The following is a 22,963-nucleotide window of genomic DNA, read 5'->3' on the forward strand; positions in this document are numbered from 1 at the left end:
CGACCGCGGCGCCACGGCGGATATTCAGGCTTCGGATCCCGGGATGTTCAGCAGGGCCAGTGCCTCGGCGCCGGGGGATCCTGGTGGCGCGCTGTAGAGCACGAGGTACTGGTCGCGGTCGGTGAGGGCGAGCGTGTCGCAGTCGACGGTGATCGGTCCGACGACCGGGTGGAGGAAGGTCTTGGTGAGCATGGGTGCGGCCTGTACGTCGTGCCGTTCCCAGAGCCGCGCGAAGACGGGGCTGGCGTCGCGCAGTTCGTCGACGAGGCCGACCAGTACAGGATCCGTCGGATAGTGGGCGAGGGCGGCGCGCAGCTGCATGACCACCTGGTGGCGGAATTCGGCGGCGTCGGAGATCCCGTACAGCGGCGCCTCGGTGCCTTGCGGCTCGAGGAATGCGCGGCGTGCGAGATTGCGGTCCTCGGGGGCGCGCTGGGCGAAGTCCTCCATGAGTGCGGCCGCGAGGTCGTTCCATGCGAGCACCTCGAACGCGGCGGACATCACGAAGGCCGCCGTCTGCGGCAGCCGCTCGAGGAGCGCCAGGATGCTCGGGCGGACGTCGCGTCGGTGCATCCGGTGACGAGTCGGCGCGGTGCCCGCGAGGACGTGGAGGTGGTCGGACTCGGCGTCGGTGAGCCGCAGCGCGCCCGCGATCCCGGCGAGGACCTCGCCCGACGGCCAGGGGGCCCTGCCCTGCTCGAGCCGGATGTAGTACTCCGTGGAGATGTGCGCGAGGACCGCGGCCTCCTCGCGGCGCAGCCCCGGTGTCCGGCGTCGTGGTCCGGAGGGAAGGCCGACATCCTCCGGCCGCAGCCGCTCGCGACGGCTGCGGAGGAACGCCCCGAGTTCCTGCTTGTCCATACCCCGAGTCTGCACGCTGTGCGGTGAGGCATCCTGGTACAGCCTGTGCCTCCATCCGGCCCGCGGCCGATCTGACACTGGCGTCATGACGAACACCACTGACCTCGCACCCATCGGCCTGCTCACCGGCAAGGTCGTTTTCATCACCGGCGCCAGCCGCGGCATCGGGGCGGCTGCGGCCCGGCTTTTTGCCTCCGAGGGCGCCGCCGTCGTGCTCGCCGCGCGCAGCACCGACGCCCTCGATCGCCTCGTCACCCAGATCCGCGCCGACGGCGGCCTCGCCGACGCCGTCACCCTGGATCTCGCCGACACCGCGAGCATCCGCGCAGCTGTCGACCACGTCGAAAAGCTGCACGGACGGCTCGACGGCGCCTTCAACAACGGCGCGGTCCCTCAGCAGCAGTTCGGCCCGGTCGAGACCACCAGCGACGAGGACATCGACGAGCAGTTCGCCGTGAACTTCCGCTCGCACTGGACCGCCATGACCGCCGAGGCCTCACTCATGCGACGGGGCGGCGGCGGGGCGATCGTCAACACCTCGAGCATCGGCAGCCGCCGCGCGAACCCCGCCCTGCCCGCCTACGGCGCCATGAAGCGCGCTCTCAACAGCCTCACCGAGACCGCCGCGGTGAACTGGGCCGGTGACCGCATCCGGGTCAACGGCATCACCCCCGGTGGCACCTCCACGGAGATGATCGACACTTGGGAGGCGGCGACTCCCGGCGTCGTCGAGCAGATGACCGCGAAGATTCCGCTCGGCCGGATGGCCGAGCCGCGCCAGATCGCCGAGGCGGCCGCGTGGCTGCTCAGCGACCGGGCCTCGTACGTGACCGGCGCGATCCTGCCGGTCGACGGGGGCGCCGGCGCCTGACAAGAACGGCCCGGGCCGTGGGCCGCCGGGTCCCCCTGGGCGAGAGCAAGCCCCGCAGCGCCATCGCGGCGGGGTCCGGATCAGGTGTCGTAGGAGCATTCCCAGGGTGCGCTGAGTCCCAGGCGGTTCGGGTGGACCCGGACGTTCACAGGTCCTGTGTCCATACCCCGCCAGGGTGTTTGTCGGGGTGCAGGTCCAGTCGGGGTTGGAGATCCAGGAGGTCTTCTCCGCCGGACTGCCAGGGGTAGGTTCCGTCGCGGTTCGGCCAGACGACTTGGAGGAAGGGGAAGGGCGGCTTGGTGTAGTAGCCGATTGCGGCACCGAAGAACGCCTTGTACCAGCGGTAGTCGACGGTCTTGAGCACGACGGGCACGCTCGCGGCATCGTCCCGTTTCTGGTCGGCCCCCAGGGAGTGCCCTTCAACAGCGCGCTGTCCGAGGTCGTTGAGGACCGTCTGCATCAAGCGGATGTCCAGGCCGAACATGGCAAGCCCGGGCATACGGTGGTTGTGCCAGAGGCCGATGGTGTAGGCCCAGCCGGGTCCCCGGTCGTCGGCGGGGACCATCATGACCTGCCACCCGTGCTGATGGATGGCGTTGACAGTCGCTCGGGTGCGGGGATCCAGTTCGGTGTTGTCCTGGCAGACGACGCAGTGGCAGGCGGTGTGACCGGTGGGCATGGCCGTGAGGATACTTGTATGGCTTGGCCCCAACTCCCGATTCCTCGCGCCACAACGACCCCGCACGTGCGCACACAACCACGGACGCTCGCGGACGGTCCGCCCAGGTCACAAGCGGTTCGGCTGCAAGTCGCACAGTCGCTCGCAGTGCTTCGGGACGAAGAAGTCCCGGGCTAAAGGCCGTCGCGTTCGATGAGTGAGCCGTCAGGGCCCAGAGAGAAGAAGCGTGGTGGGCCCATGACTTCCATGGCTCTTTGCAGTGCCGCTTCCCGCTCCGCGGGGTCAGGGCCGTGCGGGTCCCGGACCCGGAAGCCGTGCAGTCGGATGCTGTTCGCGTTGATGTCGGCCGGCTCGGGGCGGCCCTCCCGTACGAAGCCGCAGAGCGCGCGCAGTGCTTCTTCGCCCAGTTCCAAGGGGTGGAACGGCAGCGGGTAGGGCTCTTCGTCCTCGTCAGGCCAGGGGATGACGTCGGCCGGGCGGTCTCCGGCCCAGTAGGGCAGCTCGAAGGGGAGAGGTTCGCCGATGTTCTCCATGATGCCGCTGTCCGGGGACAGGCTCAGAGAGCGGACGAGTCGGCCGTCCTCCCAGACAGCGAACGCGAGCCAGTCCACAACGCTGTGCATCGCGTGCAGCACGAGCCGCCGGCCGGCGCTTGCCGCCACGAGGTGTTCCGGGAGCTGGGAAGGAAAGTCGATCATCACCCTCTGGTCGCCGATAACCTCGACGCCGGGCCAGCTCGCCGCGTACGCCGTCCCCTCCGGGGGGTATACGCCGTTCCAGAGAGTCGAGCCCGCGCTCTCCTCTATCTCCCAGCCCGGGTAGAGCAGTCGCATCATGTCGGCCGTGCGTGCGAGGTCCGCTGCGCCCGCTTCTCGCAGCAGCACCGGTACGTCGCCTTCGGCGTACACGAGAAAGCCCGTCTTGGCTCCCAAAACCCCTCCTCAGGGCGTGGCCCTCGTTGGTGGGTGCACAGTAGCCGCCCCCACTGACAACGCGAGATGGGCCGGCTCCGGTCCATTCGACTCCGGGACGAAGGGCGCACTCGACCAAGGCCCGATCGGCAGTCAGCCCCAGCACCGCCGGGCCCACCGACCCTCATCCGGGGAGGCATAAGGGCCAGGCCAGGTCCGCGCCACATAGAGCGCGTCAAGCGGAGCGACCAAGAACCGAAGTTCACGCGCCGGCCGTGAAGGCAGAGCATGAAGCGCGAGTTCGAGGACTGCGCGTTCATCGGTCTTGTAGAAGGGATTGCACAGCGGGCAGTCGCGGTCGCCGGACAGTCCTAGAGCCGGACGGCGAGCTGTACGTGACCATTGGAGGAAGGCTTGGGCCAGCGCACCCGGCCACAGCCGCTCGCGTTCCAACTGGGCGGCAGCAGCGAACAGCGTGGGTGAACCACGGGAGAAGCCCGGCTCCGATGGTTCACCTGGCCGCCGACGAGGTGCCCGACCGGCGGCCCGGACTTGAGACGGCCTCGTCGCGCGTGTCGCCGCAGGCCAGGCCGGCGCTCGTGGCCCGCAGCAGATCCGGGCTCCATTCGGGCCGCTGCACCCGGCCGCCGTCAGTCCGGCCAGTACGAGCAGCGGACGCCGGTGTGGACGGCGTGCCGCAGGTGTTCGCCGATCACGGGGTCGGCCGCCGCGATCCTGTCCAGGGCCCGGCGGACGGCCTTGCTCACCGCGACCCGGGAGCGTTCCTTGCCCTCGGGGAAGCGGCGGGCGCGTCCGTTCAGGCCGGTGGCGCCGACGAGTTGGCCCTTGAGCCAGTCGTGCTCGGCCTGGGCGGCGGCCGCCCGGTCGTCGTCGCCGGCCGTCCTGAACTCGTCCAGCTCCGCACGCAGCCGGGCCAGGCGGTCGCGGTACTCCTGCGTCGCCACCCGGTCCAGCACCGGCTGCCCGGACAGGGCCGGACGCTCGGGAGCCTCGCTGAGCGCGGTCAGCCCCGCCACCAGGTCGACGGCCCGGATCTCCTGGCGCGGATTGGCGATCAGCACCACCAGGTGCAGCATCCCCACACTGTGCTCCACCAGCACGCTGCGCCCGCCGAGCCCGATCCGCCATTTGCGGCCCAACCGGGTGCAGACCGCCGTCGGCGACGGGGCGCTTCCGCGGTCGTCCACCGGTGGCCCCGCGCTCTGCTCCGCGACCGCGGCCATCTCCTGCCGGACGGCGTCCGCCTCCGCAGGCCGGCCGGCCCGTTCGAGTGCCGTCGCCAGCCGCTCGCGGGACGCCGTGACCGCGGGCCAGTGCGCGAGGGCGAGGTTCTGCCGTACCGCGTCCCGCAGATGGGCCACGGCACGGTCGACGTCCCCCGTGGTCAGTGCCGCGACCCCCAAGGCGTGCTGGGCCGAGCCGAAGCAGGCCACGGCGAGACTGCCCACCATAGGCAAGTGCCCGTACGGACTGAGCAGTTCGTACACCCGCGCCGCCGTGGCGGTGTCGTCGAGGAGGTAGGCGGCCTCCGCGACACCGTGCATCGTCACCATCCAGCTGCTCGACCGGGGCAGGTCGCCGAGGTCGCGACCGCACAGGGTGGCCAGCGCGCTGACCGCCTTGCGCCGGTCCCCGGCCGTCACCGCGGCCACCGCGAGGGCGGCCAGGGCATGGTCGTCCACGGCGCTCAGCGTGGGGGAGTTGACCACTTCGCTGAGCAGCGGCACCAGTTCCACCACCCGGCCCTGGTACCAGCGGATGGTCACCAGCTGAGCGGCCTGCCACACGGTGGCGTTGACGTCCCCCGCGGCGGTCCCGCGCTCGGTGCAGGCCCGGGCCAGTTCCTCGGCCTCGTCCAGGCGGCCCGCGCGGACGGCGAGCATGACGCCCATCGCGTTCACGACGAAGCCCACCGCGAGGTGGTCCTGCTCGGCCAGCAGGCCGCGCAGTTCGGCCAGGCAGCGTTCCGCGTGCGGGTCGCCGTCCAGGAACATGTCGACCGTCTGCCACAGCAGGCCCATCAGCAGATCGCTGCGGCGCGAGGTGCGGAAGCTCTCCGCGACGAGTTCGGCGGCCAGTTCGCGGCGCAGCGCGCCGTGCTCCGGGCCGATCAGGCAGTGGTGGGCCAGGCTGAGGGCCTCCGCGCGCGCCATGGGACTGCGCCGGGACCGCGCCTCTTCGAGCAGCGCCAGCACGGCCGTCTGGTCGCTGCGGCGGTAGTCGCCCTCCCCGGCCAGCCGGATCCGCAGCCGCAGGGCCAGCGACGACTCGGGGTCCAGCACGCCCAGTGCCTGGCGTATCCGTGATTCCAGGAGCACCGAGCCCGCCACGGTGCGGTGCTCGTGCACCCACAGGCCGCCGAAGCCGAGGGCCGCCACCGCCATCGCCCGCGCGTCACCGGCCGACTCGGCCATCCGGTAGGCCCGTTCGAACCGGTCGCGGCCGGCGCGCAGATCGCCGTCGTCGACGACGGCACGGGTGCCCTCGTCGAGCAGCGTCCGGAGTTCGGCGGACCGTTCCGCCGCCGGCGCGTCCGGACCCGTCGCGTCCCGCGCGGGCGCATCGACATCGTTCACGGCAGCGTTTCTCTCCTGGGTGCACTCGACAACGCCAGGGGGAAGCCCGCCGGACCGCCGTGTCGGTCGTGATCGGTGGCCTTGCCACAGGCGGAGGACGGCGAGTAAGGCTATCGCAGAGGCCGGATCCGGGGAACAGCCGCACGTCGTACGGCGGGTTGACGCCCCGTGAGGTCCTGGCTCCGGCCGCTTCCGGGGACCGGCGGGGAAAGCGGCGGCACGGCGCGGCACGGGATGGCACGGCCTGGAACGCCCACCTGGCAGGGGGCAATCCATTCGTCCATTCCTTCGAAGGGGACTCAGTCGTGGGCTTTTTCGGGCTTCGGCGCTCCGCCTTGGGCGGCGCCGTGGCGCTCGCGTTCGGGCTGCTGCTCGGCGGAGGTCCGGCGGCGTCCGCCGCGCCCGCCGCGGCGCCGGCCTTCTCCATCACCTCCAACAGCCAGCAGGACCTGTTCGTCCAGGCGATCGCGACACCGGACGCGGTGGTGCGCATCGCCGGGAACGTCGACCTGGACCTGACCGGCCGGGAGTCCCTGCCGGTCGCCCCGGGCGTGCAGATCCTGGGCGACCGTTCGCAACGTCCGCGGGGGCCGCGGCTGCTCACCACCTCCTTCCCGCGCATCCTCTTGATGGTCGGGAACGACGGGGACGGCACACACAGCGACAACGTGCGGATCAGCGGCATCCGGTTGCAGGGCGGGGAGAGCGACGATCCGTACTCGGCGGTCGACACCAGCGACTCCGACGGAATCCGCGTGAATTCGAGCCTGAACGTGGAGATCGACCACAGCGAGATCGACCACTGGCGCGGAGCGGCGGTGAGCGTCCTGGACGGCCAGAACCGGATCGGCCTGCAGAACGCCCGGACCGTGTGGGTGCACGACAACTACATCCACCACAACCAGCACCCCACCGGCACCTTCTGCTGCGGTCACGGCGCGGGCTACGGCGTGGTGATGAGCCACGGCGCCTACTCCCTGGTCGAACGGAACGTGTTCGACTACAACCGGCACGCGATCACCGGCGACGGTTCGGCCGGCGACGGCTACCTGGCGTACCGCAACCTGATCTGGGGCGGCGGCGGGGACAACTCCCATGTCTGGCACACCCATGAGATCGACATGCACGGCAACGACTCGTCGTGCAGCTACGAGTGCGGCTCGGCCGGCGAGTACATGGACGTGGAGTACAACACCGTCTGGTACACCAACGGGACGGGCGTCAAACTGCGCGGCACCCCCAGCGTGGGCATGACGGTGTCCCACAATGTCTTCCAGCACTCGAGTCTCTGGGTGGGCTCGATCCTGCCGATCCACGCGGCGCTGGACCAGACCGAGACCGGGCTGCACCAGTCCGCCAACACCCTGGACTCGTACACCGGCGGCCAGCGCAAGTACTGCGACTTCGACGGTGACGGGGTCGGCGACGCCTTCATCGCCACCGGCATCACCTGGTGGTACCAGTCCAGCTCGCTGGGCGGCCGCTGGAGTTACCTCAACCAGTCGACGACGCGGCTCGCGGACGTCTCGCTCGGCGACGTCGACAGCGACGGCCTGTGCGACGTCGGCTATCCCGGCGGGGTGTTCGTCAACCCAGGGCAGGGCGTCTCCTCGACCACCGCGACCGCGGCCGTCTCCAGCGGCGACTTCAACGGCGACGGCCGCACCGACATGGCGCTCAGCGCCTCGGACGCGTGGCAGGGCCTGCCCGTGGCGTCCTCCCAGGGTGACGGCGGCTTCTCCCAGGACTTCGCTGCTGCCGGCGACTTCCCCCGCCTCGCGGCCGCACCCGGAGCGCGGACGTACAGCGGGGACTTCGACGGAGACGGCCGCACCGACCTCGCCGCGCTGGGCGCGGAGGGCTGGAACACCCTGCCGGTGGCCCTCGCCGCCGGCGGCGGGACGTTCCGGGCCACGAGGACCAGTGTCGGCGACGTCGCCGGCTGGGCGTCCCTGCCGGGGGTGAAGCCGCAGGTGGGCGACTTCGACGGGGACGGCCGCTCGGACATCGCGCTGGCCGGCGGTCCCGGCTGGGGTTCGGTCCCGGTGGCGTTCTCCAACGGGGACGGTTCCTTCCGCATCACCAACGGCTCCGTGGACAGCTTCGCCGGATGGGCTCAGGTCCCCGGGGCGCAGGTCGTCCCCGGCGACTTCGACCACGACGGCCGCACCGATCTCGCGCTGGTCGGCGGGAACGGCTGGGGTTCGGTGCCGGTGGCGTTCTCCAACGGGGACGGTACGTTCCGGGTCACGAACGCCTCCTCCGTCGCCTTCGCGGGCTGGGCCTCCGTGCCGGGGGCGAAGATCGAGGCGGGCGATGTCGACGGGGACGGCCGCACGGACATCTCCCTGGTACCGGGGCCCGGTACGCCGTGGTGGTACACGCTGCCGGTGGCGTTCTCGGGCGGCGACGGCACCTTCCGGGTGACCAACACGCCCTCGTCCGACTTCGCGGCGTGGGCTCAGGTGGCGGGGGTGCAGCCGGTCGGCGGCGACTTCAACCACGACGGGCGGGCGGACGTCGCGCTGGTCGGGGGGAGCGGCTGGGGTTCGGTGCCGGTGGCGTTCTCCAACGGGGACGGTACGTTCCGGGTCACGAACGCGTCGTCGGTCGACTTCGCCGGCTGGGCCTCCGTACCCGGAGTGAGGGTGCAGGCGGGCGACTTCGACGGGGACGGCCGTACGGACGTCGCCCTCGTCCGCGGCCCGCACACCCCGTGGTGGTACACGCTGCCGGTGGCGTTCTCGGGCGGCGACGGCACGTTCCGCGTCACCAACGCCCCCACCGACCGCTTCGACCGATGGGCATCGGCCCCGGCGCACACCCCGGACCCGTCGAGCTCGGATGCGCAGGCCGTCGCCGGACTCTGACGACCGGCGCAACCTCCCTCGGGTTGCCGCGCACCGACACGTCGCCCTCCCCAGCACGGGGGGGGCGACGTGTGCGTTCCGGCCGTCGCGCGGGGGAGGGCTTCGCCTCTAAAGAAAAACGAACGTTCGTCTAGACGCTCAACCGCCCGGTGCCTCAGGATGGGCAACGCGAAACGAATGATCGTTCTCGGAAGGGAGGGGGTGTACGTGCGAGCAAGGACCCGTTACGCGGCCGGACTGCACGACAACGTTGCTCACGGCACCCCGGCGCGATTAACGGCCGCCTAACATCTCCTGGCTAACCTCGGGGAAATCAACGGTCGAGCGAGTTTCCGCGCCGCACCAGAACGTGCCGTCGACGCACATCGAGCAAGTCGGACGGCCGGTCGACGCGGCGCTGATTTCCCGTACTCCGAGTCGTTGAAAGCGAACGGGCTCCCGGAATTCCCGGACGGTATCCGCCGAGGGAAATTCCGGGACGACCCGGCAGGAGCGGGCCATGCACGACGGTACTCGGTGAAGTGGGAAGGCGGCATTCAATGCGAACTGGCGACCAGTACTTGGAGTCCCTCAGGGACGGACGCGTTGTCTGGGTCGGGGGCGATCGGGTCGACGACGTCACGACGCACCCGAAGACCCGTGCAGCGGCCAAGACCTTCGCGAAGTTCTACGACCTGCATCACGAGCCCGGGATGCAGGACGCCATGACCTTCGTCGACGACGACGGGGTGCGTCGTTCGATGATGTGGTTCAAGCACGGGGACGCCGAGGGGCTGCGGCGCAAGCGGGTGTATCTGGAGACCGTGGTCCGCGAGCTCGACGGCGGATCGATCGGGCGCACCCCGTGCGCGAACAACTACGGCCTGGTCACCTACGAGGAGGACCCGCAGCCGTGGAGCGACCAGTCCGTGGGCACCGGCGGGCGCGACCTGACCGCGGGCATCCGGAAGTTCCTGGAACTGGTGAAGGAGTGCGACCTCAACTGCGCCTTCGCCTTCATCGACCCCCAGATCGACCGGTCCAAGCAGCACGCGGCCACGACCGCGCTGCGTGTTGTGGAGACCCGCGACGACGGCATCGTGGTCAACGGTGTCAAAGCCGTCGCCACCGGTGTGCCGTTCGCCGACTACATCCACATCGGCGTCTTCTACCGCCCTGGAATCGAGAGCGAACAGGTCATCTACGGCGCCTGTCCTGCGAACGCGCCGGGCGTCACGATCGTCTCCCGCGAGGCGACGGTGCGAGACGACCCCGACAACCACCCGATCTCCTCGGCCGGCGACGAGCTCGAATGCACCGTCATCTTCGACAATGTGTTCATTCCGTGGGAGCTCGTATTCCACATCGGAAGTCCCGAGCACGCTTCGCTGTACCCGCAGCGCATCTTCGACTGGACGCACTACGAGTCGCTGATCCGGCAGATGGTCCGGGCCGAACTCATGGTCGGACTCGCGATGCTGATCACCGAGCACCTCGGCACCTACCAGATTCCTCCGGTGCAGGCCCGCCTGGCGCGTCTCGTCGAGTTCTACCAGACCATGCGCGCCCATGTGATCGCGTCCGAGACGGAAGGGTTCATCTCGCCGTCGGGGCTCTACAAGCCGAATGTCCTGCTCTTCGACTTCGGCCGTTCGTACTACCTGGAGAGGTACGCGGAAATGAGGAACGAGGTGGTCGACCTCGCCGGCCGCGCCTCGCTCCTGTTCCCCACCGAGGAACAGTGGAACAACCCCGAGCTGCACCAGTGGCTGGAACCGCTTCAGGCGGGAGCGGCCGGCGAGCCCTACGACCGCGTGCGCATCTCGCGCGTCATCCGCGACCTGTTCCTCTCCGACTTCGGCGACCGGGTGAGCACCTTCGAGCAGTTCAACGGGACCCCCCTGCTCGGGACCCGCATGCGCACGATGACCCGCTCGGAGCTGTCGCCCACCGGGCCGCTCACGCAGCTCGCCCGGAAGGTCTGCGGCGTCTCGGAGCCCGCCGCCCCCGAGGCGACGGCCTACACCCAGCAGGCCGAGTACGCCCGGCGCCTCGACGGCGCACAGCTCGAGGGCTCACGGGTCCGCTGAGCCGCATGACGGTGCGGGGGGCGGTCCGCGGCGGCGGCGGCCGTCCGCGGACCGCCTGTCCGCCCCGTCGCCCCGCGCGGCTCCCGAACAGGATCAGCAGCAACTGGGCGAGGGACGCCGGCACCGGCGCCCTCGCGTGTGAACGGAGAAGTTGACATGGCTTACTACATCTCACGCGCGTCGGAGCGGACGTTCTCCGACGTCGAGGGCGTGCCGGGGCTGCGGCAGGCGCTCCTGGTCGGACACGAGCACGGTGCCGCCCACCTGGAGGTGAGTCTGTACGAGCTGGCTCCTGGGGCGACCGCGGGCTGGACCCGCTGCCCCTTCGAGGAGTCGTGGTTCATCACCGGCGGATCCGGCGAGGCCGCCTTCGCCGGATTGCGCTACGAACTGGGCAGCGGTGACTACGGTGTCGCGCCCGTCGGAGTCGCCCACGCGCTGTCCGCCGGCGACGAGGGACTGACCTGGCTCGGGGTCCGCGCACCCAAGCCGCCGACCTTCGACGGCGCCCGCAGTCGTATCGCCGCCACGCCCGCGCCGGGGGAGAACCTCGGCCGCCCCTCGGAGACGGACCCCCGGCACCGCTTCGTCGGGCACTTCCAGGACTCGGACATGGCCCCGTACGCGCAGCTGTCGATGCCGGGCTACCACGGCCCCAACGTCAAGAACATCAGCCTGAGGATGATGGTCGACCAGCTCCTGGGAGCACAGCACCACACCGTCTTCGTGTGCGAGATCGCGCCGAAGTCCGGCCCGGGCCAGGCCGCCAAGGTCCACTACCACCCGTTCGAGGAGATCTACTACTTCACCTCCGGCGGCATGCGGGGGACCCTCGACGGCAAGGACGAGATCGTCGAGACGGGCGATCTGGTGTGGGCGGGGACCAACGGCACCCACGGTTTCGTCAACGAGCGTGACGAACCGGCCCGTTGGATCGAGGTGCAGTCGCCGATCCCTCCGACCTCGGACGGCTTCTTCTTCCCCGACGACTGGCGCAGCCTCCCCGAGGAGCACTAGCGCCTCGACGGCGCGGGCGGTGTCCGGGGGCCGTGCGGGACGCCGGACCCGGACACCCCCGCGCCCGCGGCGGCACCCCCGCCGGCAGGCCGCTGACCGTCCCGGGCCAGGGGCCACCGGCCGCATCGGAACCACTCGCCCAGGGACAACGGAGGCGCGACCACCGATGGATGACTCCGGATCAGACCGGCCCCGCGGCCCCGCGGCGCCGGGCCGCCGCCCTCGCGCGATCATCAGGCGGAAACTGGCCGCGCCGCGGCCGGCGAAGGACATCGTCGTCCGCGAGCGGCTCAACCAGCGGTTGCGGGACGTGCTCGACCGCCACACCGTGGTGAACGTCTTCGCGACCGCCGGGGCCGGCAAGACCACGGCGGTGGCCCTGGCCGTCCAGGGCCTGGACCGGCCCGTCGCCTGGCTGTCGCTGGACGGTACCGAGCGCGCCGCCGGGCGCCTGCTCGTCTACCTCGAAGCGGCCGTCGAGGGACCCGTCCCCGGCGCCGCCGAGGTGGCCTCCGACGCGGTGGGCAGCGGCCTGCACATCGGTGAGGCGGCGGGTCTGCTGGCCGAGAGCCTCCAGGGCAGCGGGCTGATCCTCGTCTGCGACAACGTGGAGCGGATCGCCTCCGACGAGGCCTGCATCGCGGTGCTGTCGTCCTTCGCCCGCTACCTGCCGTCCGACGTGAACCTCGTCCTGGTCTCGCGCGTCGACGTCCGCCTCGACCTGGGCCCGACGAGCGAACGCGACCGGGTGGGCGAACTGGTCGAGAGCGACCTCGCCTTCGACGACCAGGAAGCCGGCGCGGCGCTGCGCACCGTGGGCCAATCCGACGTGCTCCCGGCCCAGGCGGTCGCGGCCACCGGGGGCTGGGTCACCGGGGTGCTGTTCGCGGGCTGGCGCCATGCGCAGTCCCACGAGCCGGATCCCGACTCGCTGCGCTCCTATGTCGCGGCGAACGTCTTCAACTCGCTCTCCCCGGCGGAGAGAACGTTCCTCCTGCACACCAGTCCGCTGGACGAGGTGTCCGTGGAGGGCGCCCGCGTCATGGGCCAGGAGAACGCGGCACAGGTCATGGCGGACCTCCGCGCCCGGCACCTCCCGGTGACGTGGTCCTCCGACGGCGCGCGCATGACGCCGCACCCGGTCTTCCGCGATTTCCTCCAGGCCTCCCTCGGACAACAGGACGCCGAGACCCTCGCCGGCGTCCGCCGCCGGCACGCCGAGCTGCTGATCGCCCGCGGCGAGCGCGAGGAGGCGGTCGACGAGCTGCTGCGGCTCGGGGACGTGGAGGAGGCCGGGCGGCTGGCCTCCGTCACCCTTCCCGCCCTCGTCGCACGGATGGACTTCGCCCCCGCGGCACGCTGGCTCGACGCACTGGGGGCGTCGGTCCGCACGCCCACCCCGGAGATCGGAGCGGTCATCCTCCGTGTCGCCTTCGCGCTGGAGCAGTGCGACCGGGGCGTGCAGCTCGTCGACCGCCACGGGTACGGCTGGCTACCGGAGCCGGGGTCGCCCGACTTCGAGGAGGCCCTCGTCCTGGCCTGCTGGTGCCTGTGGCACTCCGGCCGGATCGAGGAGGCGCGGTCCATCGCCGATCAGCTGTCCCCCGGCCGGAACTCCTCCATCGCGCACACGCTGATCGCGCTCGCCACCGGCGAGGAACCGCCCCCGTTCCCCGAGTACTCGGCGACACCGTCCGGCCCCCTCGACGGTCTCCTGATGCGACTGGCGTTCATGCGCGGCCGCCTCGAAGGACTCGACGAACCAGGGTCGTTCGACCCCTGGCGCACCACGCTCGGCGGCCCCTGGGTCGTCGCCGCGCTGCGCGCCACCGGGCGGCTCGACGCGGCGATGTCGATGTTCGAGCCGCGCAGCGGTTCCTCGCAGCCGGCCTGGCTGCACGCCATCGACGCCGTCGACCTCATGCTCGACCTCGGCCGCGGCGAGGAGGCCCGCGCGTCCGTCGTGCGGGGAAGGGACCTCATCGCGGCGACCGGCTCCAAGGTCTACCGGAACATGGGCCTGCTCGCCGAGGCCAAGCTGTTGCTGCGCTTCGAGCGCGACACACGGCGTGCCGACCGGGTACTGGCGGAGGCCGCCGCGGGCGGGATCGCGGAGTACGTCCTCACCCGGGAGGCGTGGCTGATGTGGTCGGGCCTGTCGATGCTGCTCCAGGACAGGGACGCCGAAGGGCACGAACTCCTCGCCGAATGCGTCCTGAGCATGCAGAGGGGCGACCGCCGCCTCGATCTGCCGACGGCCGCCGTCTACCTGGCCGAGGCCCAATGGCGGCTGGGTCGCGAGGACGAGTCCGACGCCACGGCCGACCTGGCGATCGCCTCGGCCACGGCACAAGGGTCGCAGCACCTGCTGCTGACCGCCCTGGCGGACGTGCCGTCCGTCGCGGCCAGAGCCGCGGACACCAGGTCCAGCCGCATGTCGCCCTGGCACGAGATCCTTGCCGCGCTCTCCGGCCAGGATCCCGTACGCGTGAACGTGAGCAGGCCCCGCCTCGTCCTGGAGGAGTTCGGGGAGCCGTCCCTCACCGTCGACGGGAACGCGGCTCAGCCCCGCCTGACCAAGAGCGTCGAGCTCCTCAGCTATCTGCTGGGAAAACCCGGCCGCAGTGCCACCCGTGAAGAGCTGCTCGGAGCGCTCTTCGGCGGCCGCAACGACGCCGCCGGCCGCAGCTACCTCCGGCAGGCCCTCTACCGGCTCCGCGAGGTCCTGCCCGACGACCTGGGCCCGACACAGGAGGGCGACGTCTTCCGGCTGGCCGGCCCCGCGCTGGCCATGGGCTCGGCACAACGCGCGGTCGACCTGGTCGCCCAGGCCGGCAGACAGGACGGTGAGACCCGCCTGCAGACTCTGTCGGACGCCCTCACCAGCGCCGACAGGGGCCCCTACCTCGCGACGGTGTCGGGCGTCTGGGTCGCCGAGCGGCGCGCGGCACTGGCCGAGACCTTCCTTTCGGCCCGGGTCGACGCGGCCAGGCTCGCCTACCGGATGAACCGGTACCGCCAGGCCAAGGGGCTGGTCGACCGGGTGCTGCGCGAGGACCCGTACCGCGAGCAGGCCTGGCGGCTGGCCATCCAGCTGGCGCACGCCAGCGGCAGCGACGACGCCGTGCTCGCGCTCTACCAGCGGTACGTCGTACGGATGCGGGAGCTCGGTGTGCCGCCGTCCGACGAGGTCCGCCGGCTCGTCGCACAACTGCGCCTGTAGGCCCGGCCGATTTCGCGTCGATAAACATGTCGCCGGTCACACTCGGGCCACTCGGCTACAGGCGACGCTCAAGCCGTCTCGTCACAGGCAACGGAGGGCCACATGGGTACATCGAGCACGCAGGGCATGGCCGCCACCTACCGCGCGGCGATGGCGCGGTTCACGACCGGGGTCACCATCGTGACCACGACGACGCCGAACGGACCGGCGGGGATGACGGCCAGCGCCGTCGCGTCCGTCTCGCTGGACCCGCTCATGCTGCTGGTGTGCGTCGGGAACAACCTGGCGTCGAGGGACGCGATCTCGCGCTCCGGAGTCTTCGCCGTCAGCGTCCTCTCCCGCGGCCAGGAGCACCACGCGCTGCGGTTCGCGAGCCGGTGCGACGACAAGTTCGCCGGCATGGCGCTGCGCCCCGGCCACGACCTTGCCGTCGTCGACGGCGCCGCCGCGTACTTCGTCTGCGACCTCAGCGAGGAAGTCGCCGCGGGCGACCACACGATCTTCATCGGCGAGGTGGCCCACTGCGGCTACGCCGCCGACGCGGACCCCATCGTCTACTTCGGCGGACGATTCGGCAGCCTCTGCGATCCCCAGTCCCACGCGCGGCTCGCCTTCGACTGGCACCTCGCCGCATCGATGTAGCGCGCGGCTCCGCCCCGGCGCCCCGGGTGAGTACAACAATCAGGAGATGAACGTGAACGTATCCGTACTGGGCCTCGGTCAGATGGGATCCGCCATCGCCGAACGGCTCGTCGAGGCAGGCCACAACGTGTCTGTCTGGAACCGGTCGAAGGGCAGGGCGGACGCCCTGGTGGCCAAGGGCGCGGTCGAGCTCGACACCCCCGCGGAGGCGTGGGACCGGTCGGAGGTCTGCATCACGATGGTCGCGGACTCCCGCGCCCTCGCCGATGTGGCGCTCGCGCCCGACACTGGGCTCGTCCGGTCCGCGTCCGGCAAGGGGCGGACCCTCATCGAGATGAGCACCGTCTCCGCGGAGGTCTCCGACGAGGTGGCTGCCGCCGCCGACAGCGTCGGGGTGCGGTACCTGCGCGCTCCCGTGAGCGGCAACCCGGGCGTCGTGCGCGCCGGGAACCTCACGATCATCGCCTCGGGCGAGGACGCCGTCTTCGCCGCCGTGGAGGGTCTGCTGCGCGACATCGGCCCCCATGTGTTCCACGTGGGCGAGGGCGAGGCCGCCCGCATCATCAAGCTGGCCCTCAACCTCATGGTGGCCGGAACGGCCGAACTCCTCGCCGAATGCGTCGCGTTGGCCGAGGGCCACGGCGTGCGGCGGGACAGGCTCCTGGAGGTCGTCGGCGCCTCGGCCGTCGCGTCACCCTTGGTGAAGTACAAGATCGGGCCCCTCCTGGCGGACGACTACACGTCCACCTTCAGCTCGCGGCTGATGCGCAAGGACCTGGACCTGGCCCTCGACGCGGCCGCGGCCGGCGGGGTCCCGCTGCCGGTCACCGGCGTCGTCCAGCAACTGCTCCAGGCGTGCATCTCGACCGGCCTGGGCGACCTGGACTTCATGGCCCTCCTCGTCCGGCTGCAACGCGAGGCCGGCCAGGTCCCCGCCTGAACGCGAGCCGCGGCGGCGCCCGGTGGCCGGCTGCCGGGCGCCGCTTCCGGCGCATTGGGCGGCTCGCGGCCCGGGCGGCGACGGCGTCCGGCCGGCGAGCATGGACAGGCCGCCGTACCCGGTGATCGCTCCGGATTCCGTGAGCGCCTCCCGGGTCCCCCGAGCCCAGGTGACCGGCTGGCCGGACCAGGAGGCGAAATCCTCGGCTGCGGCGGGGGCGTGCGCGGCCCCTACCAGTGGTGCCAGACTTCTGCGGGGGCGATGTCCCAGGAAGTGCTTGCGATCGTCCCCGTATTGAAGAACAGGGCCCAGGTCACCGCTGTGTCACCGGCACGCTGAGCGCCCAGCTCGATCTCGAATTCCTCGACGGACAGATCGCCTCCGGGGCTGGACCGGAGGCCGGCGTCGTGCTCGATCGCGTAGGTTTCCATGTCTTGGAACAGCTCCGAGGGCACGCGGCCGATCAGACGGATCCCCTTGTGGGTTACCTGCGGGCCGAGCAGGCCATCGACCAGCACGCACGTCAACCCCGCGCCTTCGATGAAGTAGCACTTCACCCCACCGGGCCGACTCCGGGCCACCCGCCTCGGCTTGAGGAATTCGATGCGCCACTGAGTACGCCCTGTCGAGTGCCAGCTTCCCATGTCGGCCTCCTTCGCGGCGAAGCCGTGGGCCGCCATGGCGGTGACGGCATCCTCCCGGTCCATCCCGAAGTGCAGCGGCCCAATGGCCTGACGTGGGACATACGTCCACTGATCCCGCTCGGAGTCTTCGAGCAGCGTCCAATAGTCCATGTTCATGACCTGATGATCGTCTACGTGGCCTCGCCGGTACGCCGGGGTGGGGAGATCCGGAAGGACGTCTCCGGCCGCATGGCCGGCCGGCATCCGGGCCGCGCCCGGGGCGGACAGTGTCGACACCGACCGCGCCCGCCAAGGGCCGGCGTCCCTCGGATCGTGCGTCGCAGCGCGGTCTCCACCGCGTCGGCCAGTGGGTCGCCCTCGGTCCGTCAAGGCGGGCCCCGGACACGCGATGAGCCGCACCCTTCACGCCCGTGACCATGACCGGATTACGCCGTTGTCATTTGTCATGGACACTGCCAATCTGGTCGCGTCCGCGAGACCGTAGGCGATGCCCCGACCACGGGGTGCCGCCCTGTCCGGGAGGCCTGATGAGGAAGTCCTTAAGCGCTGGAATCCTGTCCGTGGTGTTCATGGCGGCCGCCAGCCTGTTCGGCGCGGCCCCCACGGCCTCCGCCGCCGAGGTCCCGTGCAACGGCTTCACGAACGTGCTTTCTTGGGGGTCGTGGTACCTCCATGTGCCGTCGACGAGCAACGGCTCGGGAAACTACAACTGCGTCGTGGTCCGGGGGAACCACAACATCGCCGTGCTGGTCGTGCAGGAGAGCCTGAACGCCTGCTACGCCCAGAGCATCGGGGAGGACTCGGACTTCGGCCCCGCCACCGAGCAGGCGATGAAGAACGCCCAGACGAGGATCAACCAGTACTGGGGCACCAACGTGCTGAGCGTGGACGGCCGTTTCGGTCCCAGGACCAGCTCCTACTTCGAGTTCCAGGCCTACGACTACAGCGGCGGCCAGGACGGCGGCCACACGGGCATCTGCTACCAGCGGTAGTCCACGGCGTGCCCGTACGGCGCTCCGCCGTACGGGCACGTCGCCTGTCGTGCCGCCGGGCGATCGTGACGACCCCCTGCCCCCTCATGACGAGGCGGTCGGCGATCCGGCCGGGGCCGCGGAGTCCGGCGCCCCCGCGTAGTCGGGCAGTTCGACGCCGTTGATCGCGCGCCCGATCAGCTCGGTGAACCACTCGCCGGTGAAATCGGGGGCCGGCTCCGCGTCCGGCCCGGGGAGGTCGCGGCTGCGGGCGTTCAACCGGCCCATCTCCTGGTTGGCCTCGACGAACGAGCGCATCCGCGCCTCGTAGCGGGCGAACCCGGTGTCGGGGTCCCACTCGGCGGCGGCCAGCTCTCCGGCCAGCACGTACGCGCCGACCAAAGCGAGCCCGGTGCCCTGCCCGGACATCGGCGACGAGCTGAACGCCGCGTCACCGAGCAGTGCCACCCGTCCGTCCGACCAGCGGTCCATCACCACCTGGGCGACCTGGTCGAGGTAGAAGTCCGGGGTGTCGTCCAGGTGCGCGAGGATGTCGGGGGCGAGCCAGCCCAGGCCCGCCATCCGCTCACGCAGCAGGCGCTTCTGGGCCGCGACGTCACGGTAGTCGACGTCGAAGTCAGCCGAGCCGAAGTAGAACATGGCCATCGCGCGAGTGGCGTCCTGGATGGGCCGCAGGAGGGCCGAGCGCCCGGACTCCTGGTCCTGGTACTCGAGCAGCCAGCGGTCCAGCCCGAACTTGTTCGGCACACTGTAGAAGGCCAGCACGTGCCCGAGGTGGCGGAGGAACCGCTCATGCGGCCCGAAGACCATCGCCCGCAGCGGTGAGTGCAGCCCGTCGGCCCCGACCACCAGCTCGAAGCGGCGCCGGCTGCCGCCCGCGAAGACCACGTCGACCCCGTCCGCGTCCTGGGTGAGCTCTGCGATCCGGTCGCCGAAGACGTACTCGACGCCGTCGCGGGTGTCGTCGTAGAGCACCTGGGACAGGTCCCCGCGCAGGATCTCGACGTCCGCGATGAACCCGTCGCCACCGTCGTCGTCCGCGCGGAAGGTCTCCAGTACCTGCCCGTCCGCGTCCACGGTGTGCGCGCCGGCGGTGTCGGTGCACATCGCGCGGACCGCCGCGTCCAGCCCCATGCGCCCGATGACCTCCTTGGCGATCCCGCGCGCGTCCACCGCCTGCCCGCCGGGACGCAGCTCGGGAGCCCGCTCCACCACGGTCACCTCGGCCCCCCACCGACGCAGCCAGTGGGCCAGCGCGGGCCCCGCGATGCTCGCCCCCGCCACCAGCACCCTGGGACCGCTCACCGGCTTCCCCTGCTCGCCCGTCCGGATCGTGCGCTCCTGCGCGGAGTCGTCGACGCCCATCACTGCCTCCATGTGCTTCGCTGTCGGTGCATCCGGCAGTATCGACTGCGGATCCGCACAAGACTCATCGGTACGGCCGACACGAACTCGGCATGCGCGCGGGCCGGGCACGGTCGTGACCGTCTCGACCCCGAGGCGTGCTTCTGACGCTGAAGACCGATCGCGCTGGTCGACGGGTTTTCATGGCGTCAGCCGAGAGCAGGCCTCGTGAGGTCGAGCATCAGGCGGTTTCCCCAGTCATTGGTGAAGACGGCGCTCGTGCCCTCGTAACGCATGCTGAGGAATGGGTTGGAGTGGAACATCACGGCAACCCACCGCAACGAGCGGTCGGCGTGGAGACGGGCGAGGTAGCCGATGTTGCCCATCCCGCCGCCCCCGCCGGACATCCACCCTGAATTGTCCGGCAGCAGGCTCTCGAAGTTGGTGTCCACCGCGTCGATGCCCCCTTCTTCAATGGCCTGGGCCACATCGAACGGTCCTCCGATACGGAAGGGAACCGGCTGCCCGGCATCTGGGTGGTACGCCCCCGGGCCGTCGACATACAGCTCCAAACCGGAGTCGTCTGACCGGTACAGCCCGTCACGGAGCGGCATCTCTCCGTTCTTCCAGAGACTTTCGACCATTCCCATGGCCCATCCCACCCTCAACTACTACACGTCAGTTCCGAAGATCGGCTGCGGACGAGGACCGAGGGTGTTCAAGATCCGGTTGTGATGACCGACCTGAACAGCCTCGTGACCGCACTGTACGTGACGATCGACGACGAGATCGGAGGAAGACGGTGGATAGGGTGCCCACCTCTGCTCAGCGATTCCGAACTCGCCTGCCTCGTGCCGGCGCAGGCCTTCCTCGGCCATGTGCCACGCCCACAAGCAACGGTGTGGCATGGGGGGCCTGGCTCAACGCGTCCTGGCAAGGGCCGCCGGCATCTGTCACGATGACCAGTTCGGCGCTCCGGTCACCCGGTCGCTGATCGCCTGCGACCACTGATCACATTGCTACTCGGTCCAGAGCGCCCATGAGGAAGACACAGTATGCTTACCCGATTCGCTGCCGTACTTCTGGCGGCCCTCGTCGCACCACTCATCCTCATCGGATTCGGGATCACCCAGTGGCGCAACGGCAAGCGATGGCTTCCTGGGCTCCTGTTTTCGATGGGAGCCTCCGTGGTCGTCTACGCCGTCAATCTCTTCTGGTTCGTGATCCCGGTCGACTTCGCGAAGGGGTGCGGCAGCGAAGCAGCCCGATGGCCCCGAAACGCGGACTGGTTCGAACAAAGTGCCTTCCCGCTCACCGCTACCTGCCACTGGAACAGTGGACGCACCTACAGCTTCGTTCCGGCATTCGTTAACCCGGTCATCTACACATGGATTGCCATCACCCTCGCATGTGCCGCCATGGTCATCCGCGACCACCGCAGGAATGGACACACAATGTGAACGAGGCATCGACGCTTGTTTCCTGGTCGTCGCGGTAGACGCCTCCGGCGGACCGGGCTGCCCGGCCGGCCCCCGCGAGTCAGCGGAGGTCCGGGCACTCCTCGGCGAAACCTTGGGAAACGGGCTGCCATGCTCCGTGGTCCTCGCGGATGCTCAGGCGGTCCGCTTCCTTCGCGGTCTCGATCAGCTGAGCGGTGGTCAGGGGGACGGCCGCGGTGAAGACCCGCCCGAGGTGGTGGCAGTGGAGCATCGGGCGGAGTTCCTTGGAGTACGGCTCACCGGCCACCGCGAAGAGATCGGGCAGGGTCCAGCCGAGCGGACCCGCTATCGCGGACAGTTGCTGCCGGCGGTGCGCACTCGCGTCGAAGCGACGGACCATCCGGAGCAGTGTACTGCGGGCAAGTCCCATGAACGGCAGTTCCCGGATGCCGAAGCCGCGATTGCGGAGCAGTCCGACGAGCACGGCGGCCAGCGGGGTCTCGGCGGGATGGCGGTCCCGCTCTTCGGGCCGCGCGGCGGGCTCTGGAGCGGCAATCCGTGGCAGTGAGCGGACGAATGCCTCCAGCGCGGTCAGCCGCGCATGGTCGCAGTGGCTGACGCGGTAGGCGAACTCCCGCATGACGTCGGCGTCGCGCTCCGGGGGGAGGAGCGCCGCCGGCACGGGCCGGCCCGCGACGGCGAAGAGGTCGGCCACCGGTATGTCGAGTTCGGCGGCCAGTTCGGTGAGTCGCCGAGGGGGGAAGTCAGCTCCGCTCTCGGTAAGGCTGCTCAAGGTGAAGGCCCGGTCCATGTGAGGAACCTACCGGGCGGAGTGCCCGGAGAACCGGGGCAGGCCGGTCAGGCACCTGCCTGACCGGCCTCACTGCGGCGCGCCGTGGTCTCAGAGCTGGTTCTCCACCGCCACGGGCGCCTCCGGCATGTCCAGGTCGAAGGCCATGACACGGTGGAAGCGCGCCAGGGCGTTCCACACGCTGATGCACATCACGAGCTCGACCAGCTCGGCCGCGTCGAACGACCATTGAACGTCCTCGCGGACCCGGGCCGACACGCCGGTGAGGCCCTTCTCAAGGGGCGTGTTCGGGAGGGAGACGGTCATCTCATCGGCCAGCTGGAGCGCCAGCCGCTCCTTGTCGGTGAAGCCGCCGAGCTCGCCCCGCGCGACGGCCGCGAGCTCATCGGCCCCGACCCCCTTGGCCAGCGCGGAGGTGCAGCGGTGACTCGCCGTGTAGCGGCAGTGGTTGAGCACGGCGACACGGACCGCGACCAGCTCCTTCACGCGCTGATCGAGCGCGCCCGGGCCGTTGAGCTGCCCGAGGAAGGGAAGGTAGGTGGCGAGCAGGCCGGGGCTGTTCCCGATGCCCGCCCAGGTGTTCAGCACTCCGCCCCAGGTACTCACCCCCTTCGCGAGGGCGGGTTGGTCGGCCGACGAGAACTGATCGGATGTGAGAAGCGGTACCAGCGCCATGGGAATCACCTTTCGACGGGGCCCGCGGGGAGACCGCAGGCTTGGGACGGGGGAGGGGCGGACGCGTCGGAAGCGGACCCGCCGCGTGACGCGGAGCCCGGCCGGCGCAGGCCCAGAGCGATCCCCGTCGTGGCGTTGAACCACGGAACGAGGAAAGTGAGGGCGATGCGCACCGCGAGCGTCCACGTGAGCGGGCCCTCCCGGACCTGCGCGTACAGGTTGACCATGAACAGGGTCGACCCGACCGCCAGGGCGGCGGCGGACGTCTGCGCCACCGCCCTTCCGCGTACGGCGCCGCGCAGCGCGACGCTCCAGGCGACCGGGGTTCGGGGGTCTTGCTCGGACAGGCTCATGGCGTCCTCGGCTCCGGCCGGGCGG

General features: G+C 70.6%; 19 protein-coding genes. 9 read left to right on the forward strand and 10 right to left on the reverse strand.

Features of this window, described 5'->3' with window-relative positions; all coding sequences use genetic code 11:
* Nucleotides 1-24 precede the first annotated feature (24 nt).
* On the reverse strand, nt 25-861 hold the full coding sequence (locus ACIP9H_RS37075) for a helix-turn-helix transcriptional regulator (RefSeq protein ID WP_401963389.1): 837 nt from the start codon (nt 859-861) through the stop codon (nt 25-27).
* 85 nt (nt 862-946) lie between these two features.
* Here ACIP9H_RS37075 and ACIP9H_RS37080 point away from each other — a divergent pair, with 85 nt between their 5' ends.
* Nucleotides 947-1,732 (forward strand): SDR family NAD(P)-dependent oxidoreductase, encoded by a 786-nt coding sequence (locus tag ACIP9H_RS37080; RefSeq protein ID WP_401590906.1) that lies wholly within the window; start codon nt 947-949, stop codon nt 1,730-1,732.
* A 145-nt stretch (nt 1,733-1,877) separates the two neighbouring features.
* Here ACIP9H_RS37080 and ACIP9H_RS37085 read toward each other — a convergent pair whose 3' ends face one another.
* The 3 genes from ACIP9H_RS37085 to ACIP9H_RS37095 all read right to left on the reverse strand — a co-directional run bounded on the left by ACIP9H_RS37085 (nt 1,878) and on the right by ACIP9H_RS37095 (nt 5,919).
* A complete protein-coding gene (locus ACIP9H_RS37085; RefSeq protein ID WP_401590909.1) occupies nt 1,878-2,411 on the reverse strand; it encodes a DUF4262 domain-containing protein in 534 nt (177 codons plus the stop codon).
* 173 nt (nt 2,412-2,584) lie between these two features.
* Nucleotides 2,585-3,343 (reverse strand): DUF6928 family protein, encoded by a 759-nt coding sequence (locus ACIP9H_RS37090; RefSeq protein ID WP_401590912.1) that lies wholly within the window; start codon nt 3,341-3,343, stop codon nt 2,585-2,587.
* 629 nt (nt 3,344-3,972) lie between these two features.
* Entirely contained in the window at nt 3,973-5,919 is a 1,947-nt protein-coding gene (locus ACIP9H_RS37095) for a hypothetical protein (protein ID WP_401590915.1), read from the reverse strand.
* 305 nt (nt 5,920-6,224) lie between these two features.
* Here ACIP9H_RS37095 and ACIP9H_RS37100 point away from each other — a divergent pair, with 305 nt between their 5' ends.
* From ACIP9H_RS37100 to ACIP9H_RS37125, 6 genes are all read left to right on the forward strand, one after another.
* Nucleotides 6,225-8,789, forward strand: coding sequence for an FG-GAP-like repeat-containing protein (locus ACIP9H_RS37100; protein ID WP_401963392.1), 2,565 nt, complete (start codon nt 6,225-6,227; stop codon nt 8,787-8,789).
* A gap of 539 nt (nt 8,790-9,328) precedes the next feature.
* On the forward strand, nt 9,329-10,858 hold the full coding sequence (locus tag ACIP9H_RS37105; RefSeq protein ID WP_401590921.1) for a 4-hydroxyphenylacetate 3-hydroxylase family protein: 1,530 nt from the start codon (nt 9,329-9,331) through the stop codon (nt 10,856-10,858).
* A gap of 156 nt (nt 10,859-11,014) precedes the next feature.
* The gene (locus ACIP9H_RS37110; RefSeq protein ID WP_401590924.1) at nt 11,015-11,875 is read left to right on the forward strand and encodes a cupin domain-containing protein; all 861 of its coding nucleotides are present in this window, start codon (nt 11,015-11,017) and stop codon (nt 11,873-11,875) included.
* A 166-nt stretch (nt 11,876-12,041) separates the two neighbouring features.
* Nucleotides 12,042-15,098, forward strand: coding sequence for a BTAD domain-containing putative transcriptional regulator (locus tag ACIP9H_RS37115; RefSeq protein ID WP_401590926.1), 3,057 nt, complete (start codon nt 12,042-12,044; stop codon nt 15,096-15,098).
* A gap of 102 nt (nt 15,099-15,200) precedes the next feature.
* Nucleotides 15,201-15,740, forward strand: coding sequence for a flavin reductase family protein (locus ACIP9H_RS37120; RefSeq protein ID WP_360908094.1), 540 nt, complete (start codon nt 15,201-15,203; stop codon nt 15,738-15,740).
* A gap of 46 nt (nt 15,741-15,786) precedes the next feature.
* Nucleotides 15,787-16,680: an NAD(P)-dependent oxidoreductase gene (locus tag ACIP9H_RS37125; RefSeq protein WP_401590929.1), complete on the forward strand. Its 894-nt coding sequence runs from the start codon at nt 15,787-15,789 to the stop codon at nt 16,678-16,680.
* A gap of 230 nt (nt 16,681-16,910) precedes the next feature.
* Here the strand turns inward: ACIP9H_RS37125 and ACIP9H_RS37130 are convergent, their stop codons facing one another.
* Nucleotides 16,911-17,480, reverse strand: coding sequence for a hypothetical protein (locus tag ACIP9H_RS37130; protein WP_401590932.1), 570 nt, complete (start codon nt 17,478-17,480; stop codon nt 16,911-16,913).
* Nucleotides 17,481-17,851: 371 nt separating this feature from the next.
* Between ACIP9H_RS37130 and ACIP9H_RS37135 the strand changes: the two genes are divergently transcribed.
* A complete protein-coding gene (locus ACIP9H_RS37135; protein WP_401590934.1) occupies nt 17,852-18,316 on the forward strand; it encodes a peptidoglycan-binding protein in 465 nt (154 codons plus the stop codon).
* An 84-nt stretch (nt 18,317-18,400) separates the two neighbouring features.
* Here ACIP9H_RS37135 and ACIP9H_RS37140 read toward each other — a convergent pair whose 3' ends face one another.
* Both ACIP9H_RS37140 and ACIP9H_RS37145 read right to left on the reverse strand, forming a co-directional pair.
* Nucleotides 18,401-19,681, reverse strand: a complete 1,281-nt coding sequence (locus ACIP9H_RS37140) for an FAD-dependent monooxygenase (protein WP_401590937.1) — start codon at nt 19,679-19,681, stop codon at nt 18,401-18,403.
* A 188-nt stretch (nt 19,682-19,869) separates the two neighbouring features.
* The gene (locus ACIP9H_RS37145; RefSeq protein ID WP_401590939.1) at nt 19,870-20,310 is read right to left on the reverse strand and encodes a hypothetical protein; all 441 of its coding nucleotides are present in this window, start codon (nt 20,308-20,310) and stop codon (nt 19,870-19,872) included.
* 405 nt (nt 20,311-20,715) lie between these two features.
* Here ACIP9H_RS37145 and ACIP9H_RS37150 point away from each other — a divergent pair, with 405 nt between their 5' ends.
* Nucleotides 20,716-21,120 carry a hypothetical protein gene (locus tag ACIP9H_RS37150; RefSeq protein WP_401590942.1) on the forward strand — a complete coding sequence of 135 codons (405 nt, stop codon included), beginning with the start codon at nt 20,716-20,718 and terminating at the stop codon, nt 21,118-21,120.
* Nucleotides 21,121-21,199: 79 nt separating this feature from the next.
* Here ACIP9H_RS37150 and ACIP9H_RS37155 read toward each other — a convergent pair whose 3' ends face one another.
* From ACIP9H_RS37155 to ACIP9H_RS37165, 3 genes are all read right to left on the reverse strand, one after another.
* Entirely contained in the window at nt 21,200-21,910 is a 711-nt protein-coding gene (locus tag ACIP9H_RS37155; RefSeq protein WP_401590945.1) for a hypothetical protein, read from the reverse strand.
* Nucleotides 21,911-22,000: 90 nt separating this feature from the next.
* Nucleotides 22,001-22,585, reverse strand: a complete 585-nt coding sequence (locus tag ACIP9H_RS37160; RefSeq protein WP_401590948.1) for a carboxymuconolactone decarboxylase family protein — start codon at nt 22,583-22,585, stop codon at nt 22,001-22,003.
* 5 nt (nt 22,586-22,590) lie between these two features.
* A complete protein-coding gene (locus ACIP9H_RS37165; protein ID WP_401590950.1) occupies nt 22,591-22,938 on the reverse strand; it encodes a hypothetical protein in 348 nt (115 codons plus the stop codon).
* Nucleotides 22,939-22,963 lie beyond the last annotated feature (25 nt).

It is taken from the genome of Streptomyces sp. NPDC088732, from assembly GCF_044751205.1.
Lineage (GTDB): Bacteria > Actinomycetota > Actinomycetes > Streptomycetales > Streptomycetaceae > Actinacidiphila.

Bases quoted from the DNA above. Each gene is read 5' to 3' on its own strand.
- ACIP9H_RS37075 (WP_401963389.1), bottom strand. From the start codon at position 861: ATGGACAAGCAGGAACTCGGGGCGTTCCTCCGCAGCCGTCGCGAGCGG.
- ACIP9H_RS37135 (WP_401590934.1), top strand. From the start codon at position 17,852: ATGAGGAAGTCCTTAAGCGCTGGAATCCTGTCCGTGGTGTTCATGGCG.
- ACIP9H_RS37150 (WP_401590942.1), top strand. From the start codon at position 20,716: ATGCTTACCCGATTCGCTGCCGTACTTCTGGCGGCCCTCGTCGCACCA.
- ACIP9H_RS37110 (WP_401590924.1), top strand. From the start codon at position 11,015: ATGGCTTACTACATCTCACGCGCGTCGGAGCGGACGTTCTCCGACGTC.
- ACIP9H_RS37080 (WP_401590906.1), top strand. From the start codon at position 947: ATGACGAACACCACTGACCTCGCACCCATCGGCCTGCTCACCGGCAAG.
- ACIP9H_RS37155 (WP_401590945.1), bottom strand. From the start codon at position 21,910: ATGGACCGGGCCTTCACCTTGAGCAGCCTTACCGAGAGCGGAGCTGAC.
- ACIP9H_RS37130 (WP_401590932.1), bottom strand. From the start codon at position 17,480: ATGAACATGGACTATTGGACGCTGCTCGAAGACTCCGAGCGGGATCAG.
- ACIP9H_RS37140 (WP_401590937.1), bottom strand. From the start codon at position 19,681: ATGGGCGTCGACGACTCCGCGCAGGAGCGCACGATCCGGACGGGCGAG.
- ACIP9H_RS37145 (WP_401590939.1), bottom strand. From the start codon at position 20,310: ATGGGAATGGTCGAAAGTCTCTGGAAGAACGGAGAGATGCCGCTCCGT.
- ACIP9H_RS37115 (WP_401590926.1), top strand. From the start codon at position 12,042: ATGGATGACTCCGGATCAGACCGGCCCCGCGGCCCCGCGGCGCCGGGC.
- ACIP9H_RS37125 (WP_401590929.1), top strand. From the start codon at position 15,787: ATGAACGTGAACGTATCCGTACTGGGCCTCGGTCAGATGGGATCCGCC.
- ACIP9H_RS37165 (WP_401590950.1), bottom strand. From the start codon at position 22,938: ATGAGCCTGTCCGAGCAAGACCCCCGAACCCCGGTCGCCTGGAGCGTC.
- ACIP9H_RS37085 (WP_401590909.1), bottom strand. From the start codon at position 2,411: ATGCCCACCGGTCACACCGCCTGCCACTGCGTCGTCTGCCAGGACAAC.
- ACIP9H_RS37105 (WP_401590921.1), top strand. From the start codon at position 9,329: ATGCGAACTGGCGACCAGTACTTGGAGTCCCTCAGGGACGGACGCGTT.
- ACIP9H_RS37120 (WP_360908094.1), top strand. From the start codon at position 15,201: ATGGGTACATCGAGCACGCAGGGCATGGCCGCCACCTACCGCGCGGCG.
- ACIP9H_RS37160 (WP_401590948.1), bottom strand. From the start codon at position 22,585: ATGGCGCTGGTACCGCTTCTCACATCCGATCAGTTCTCGTCGGCCGAC.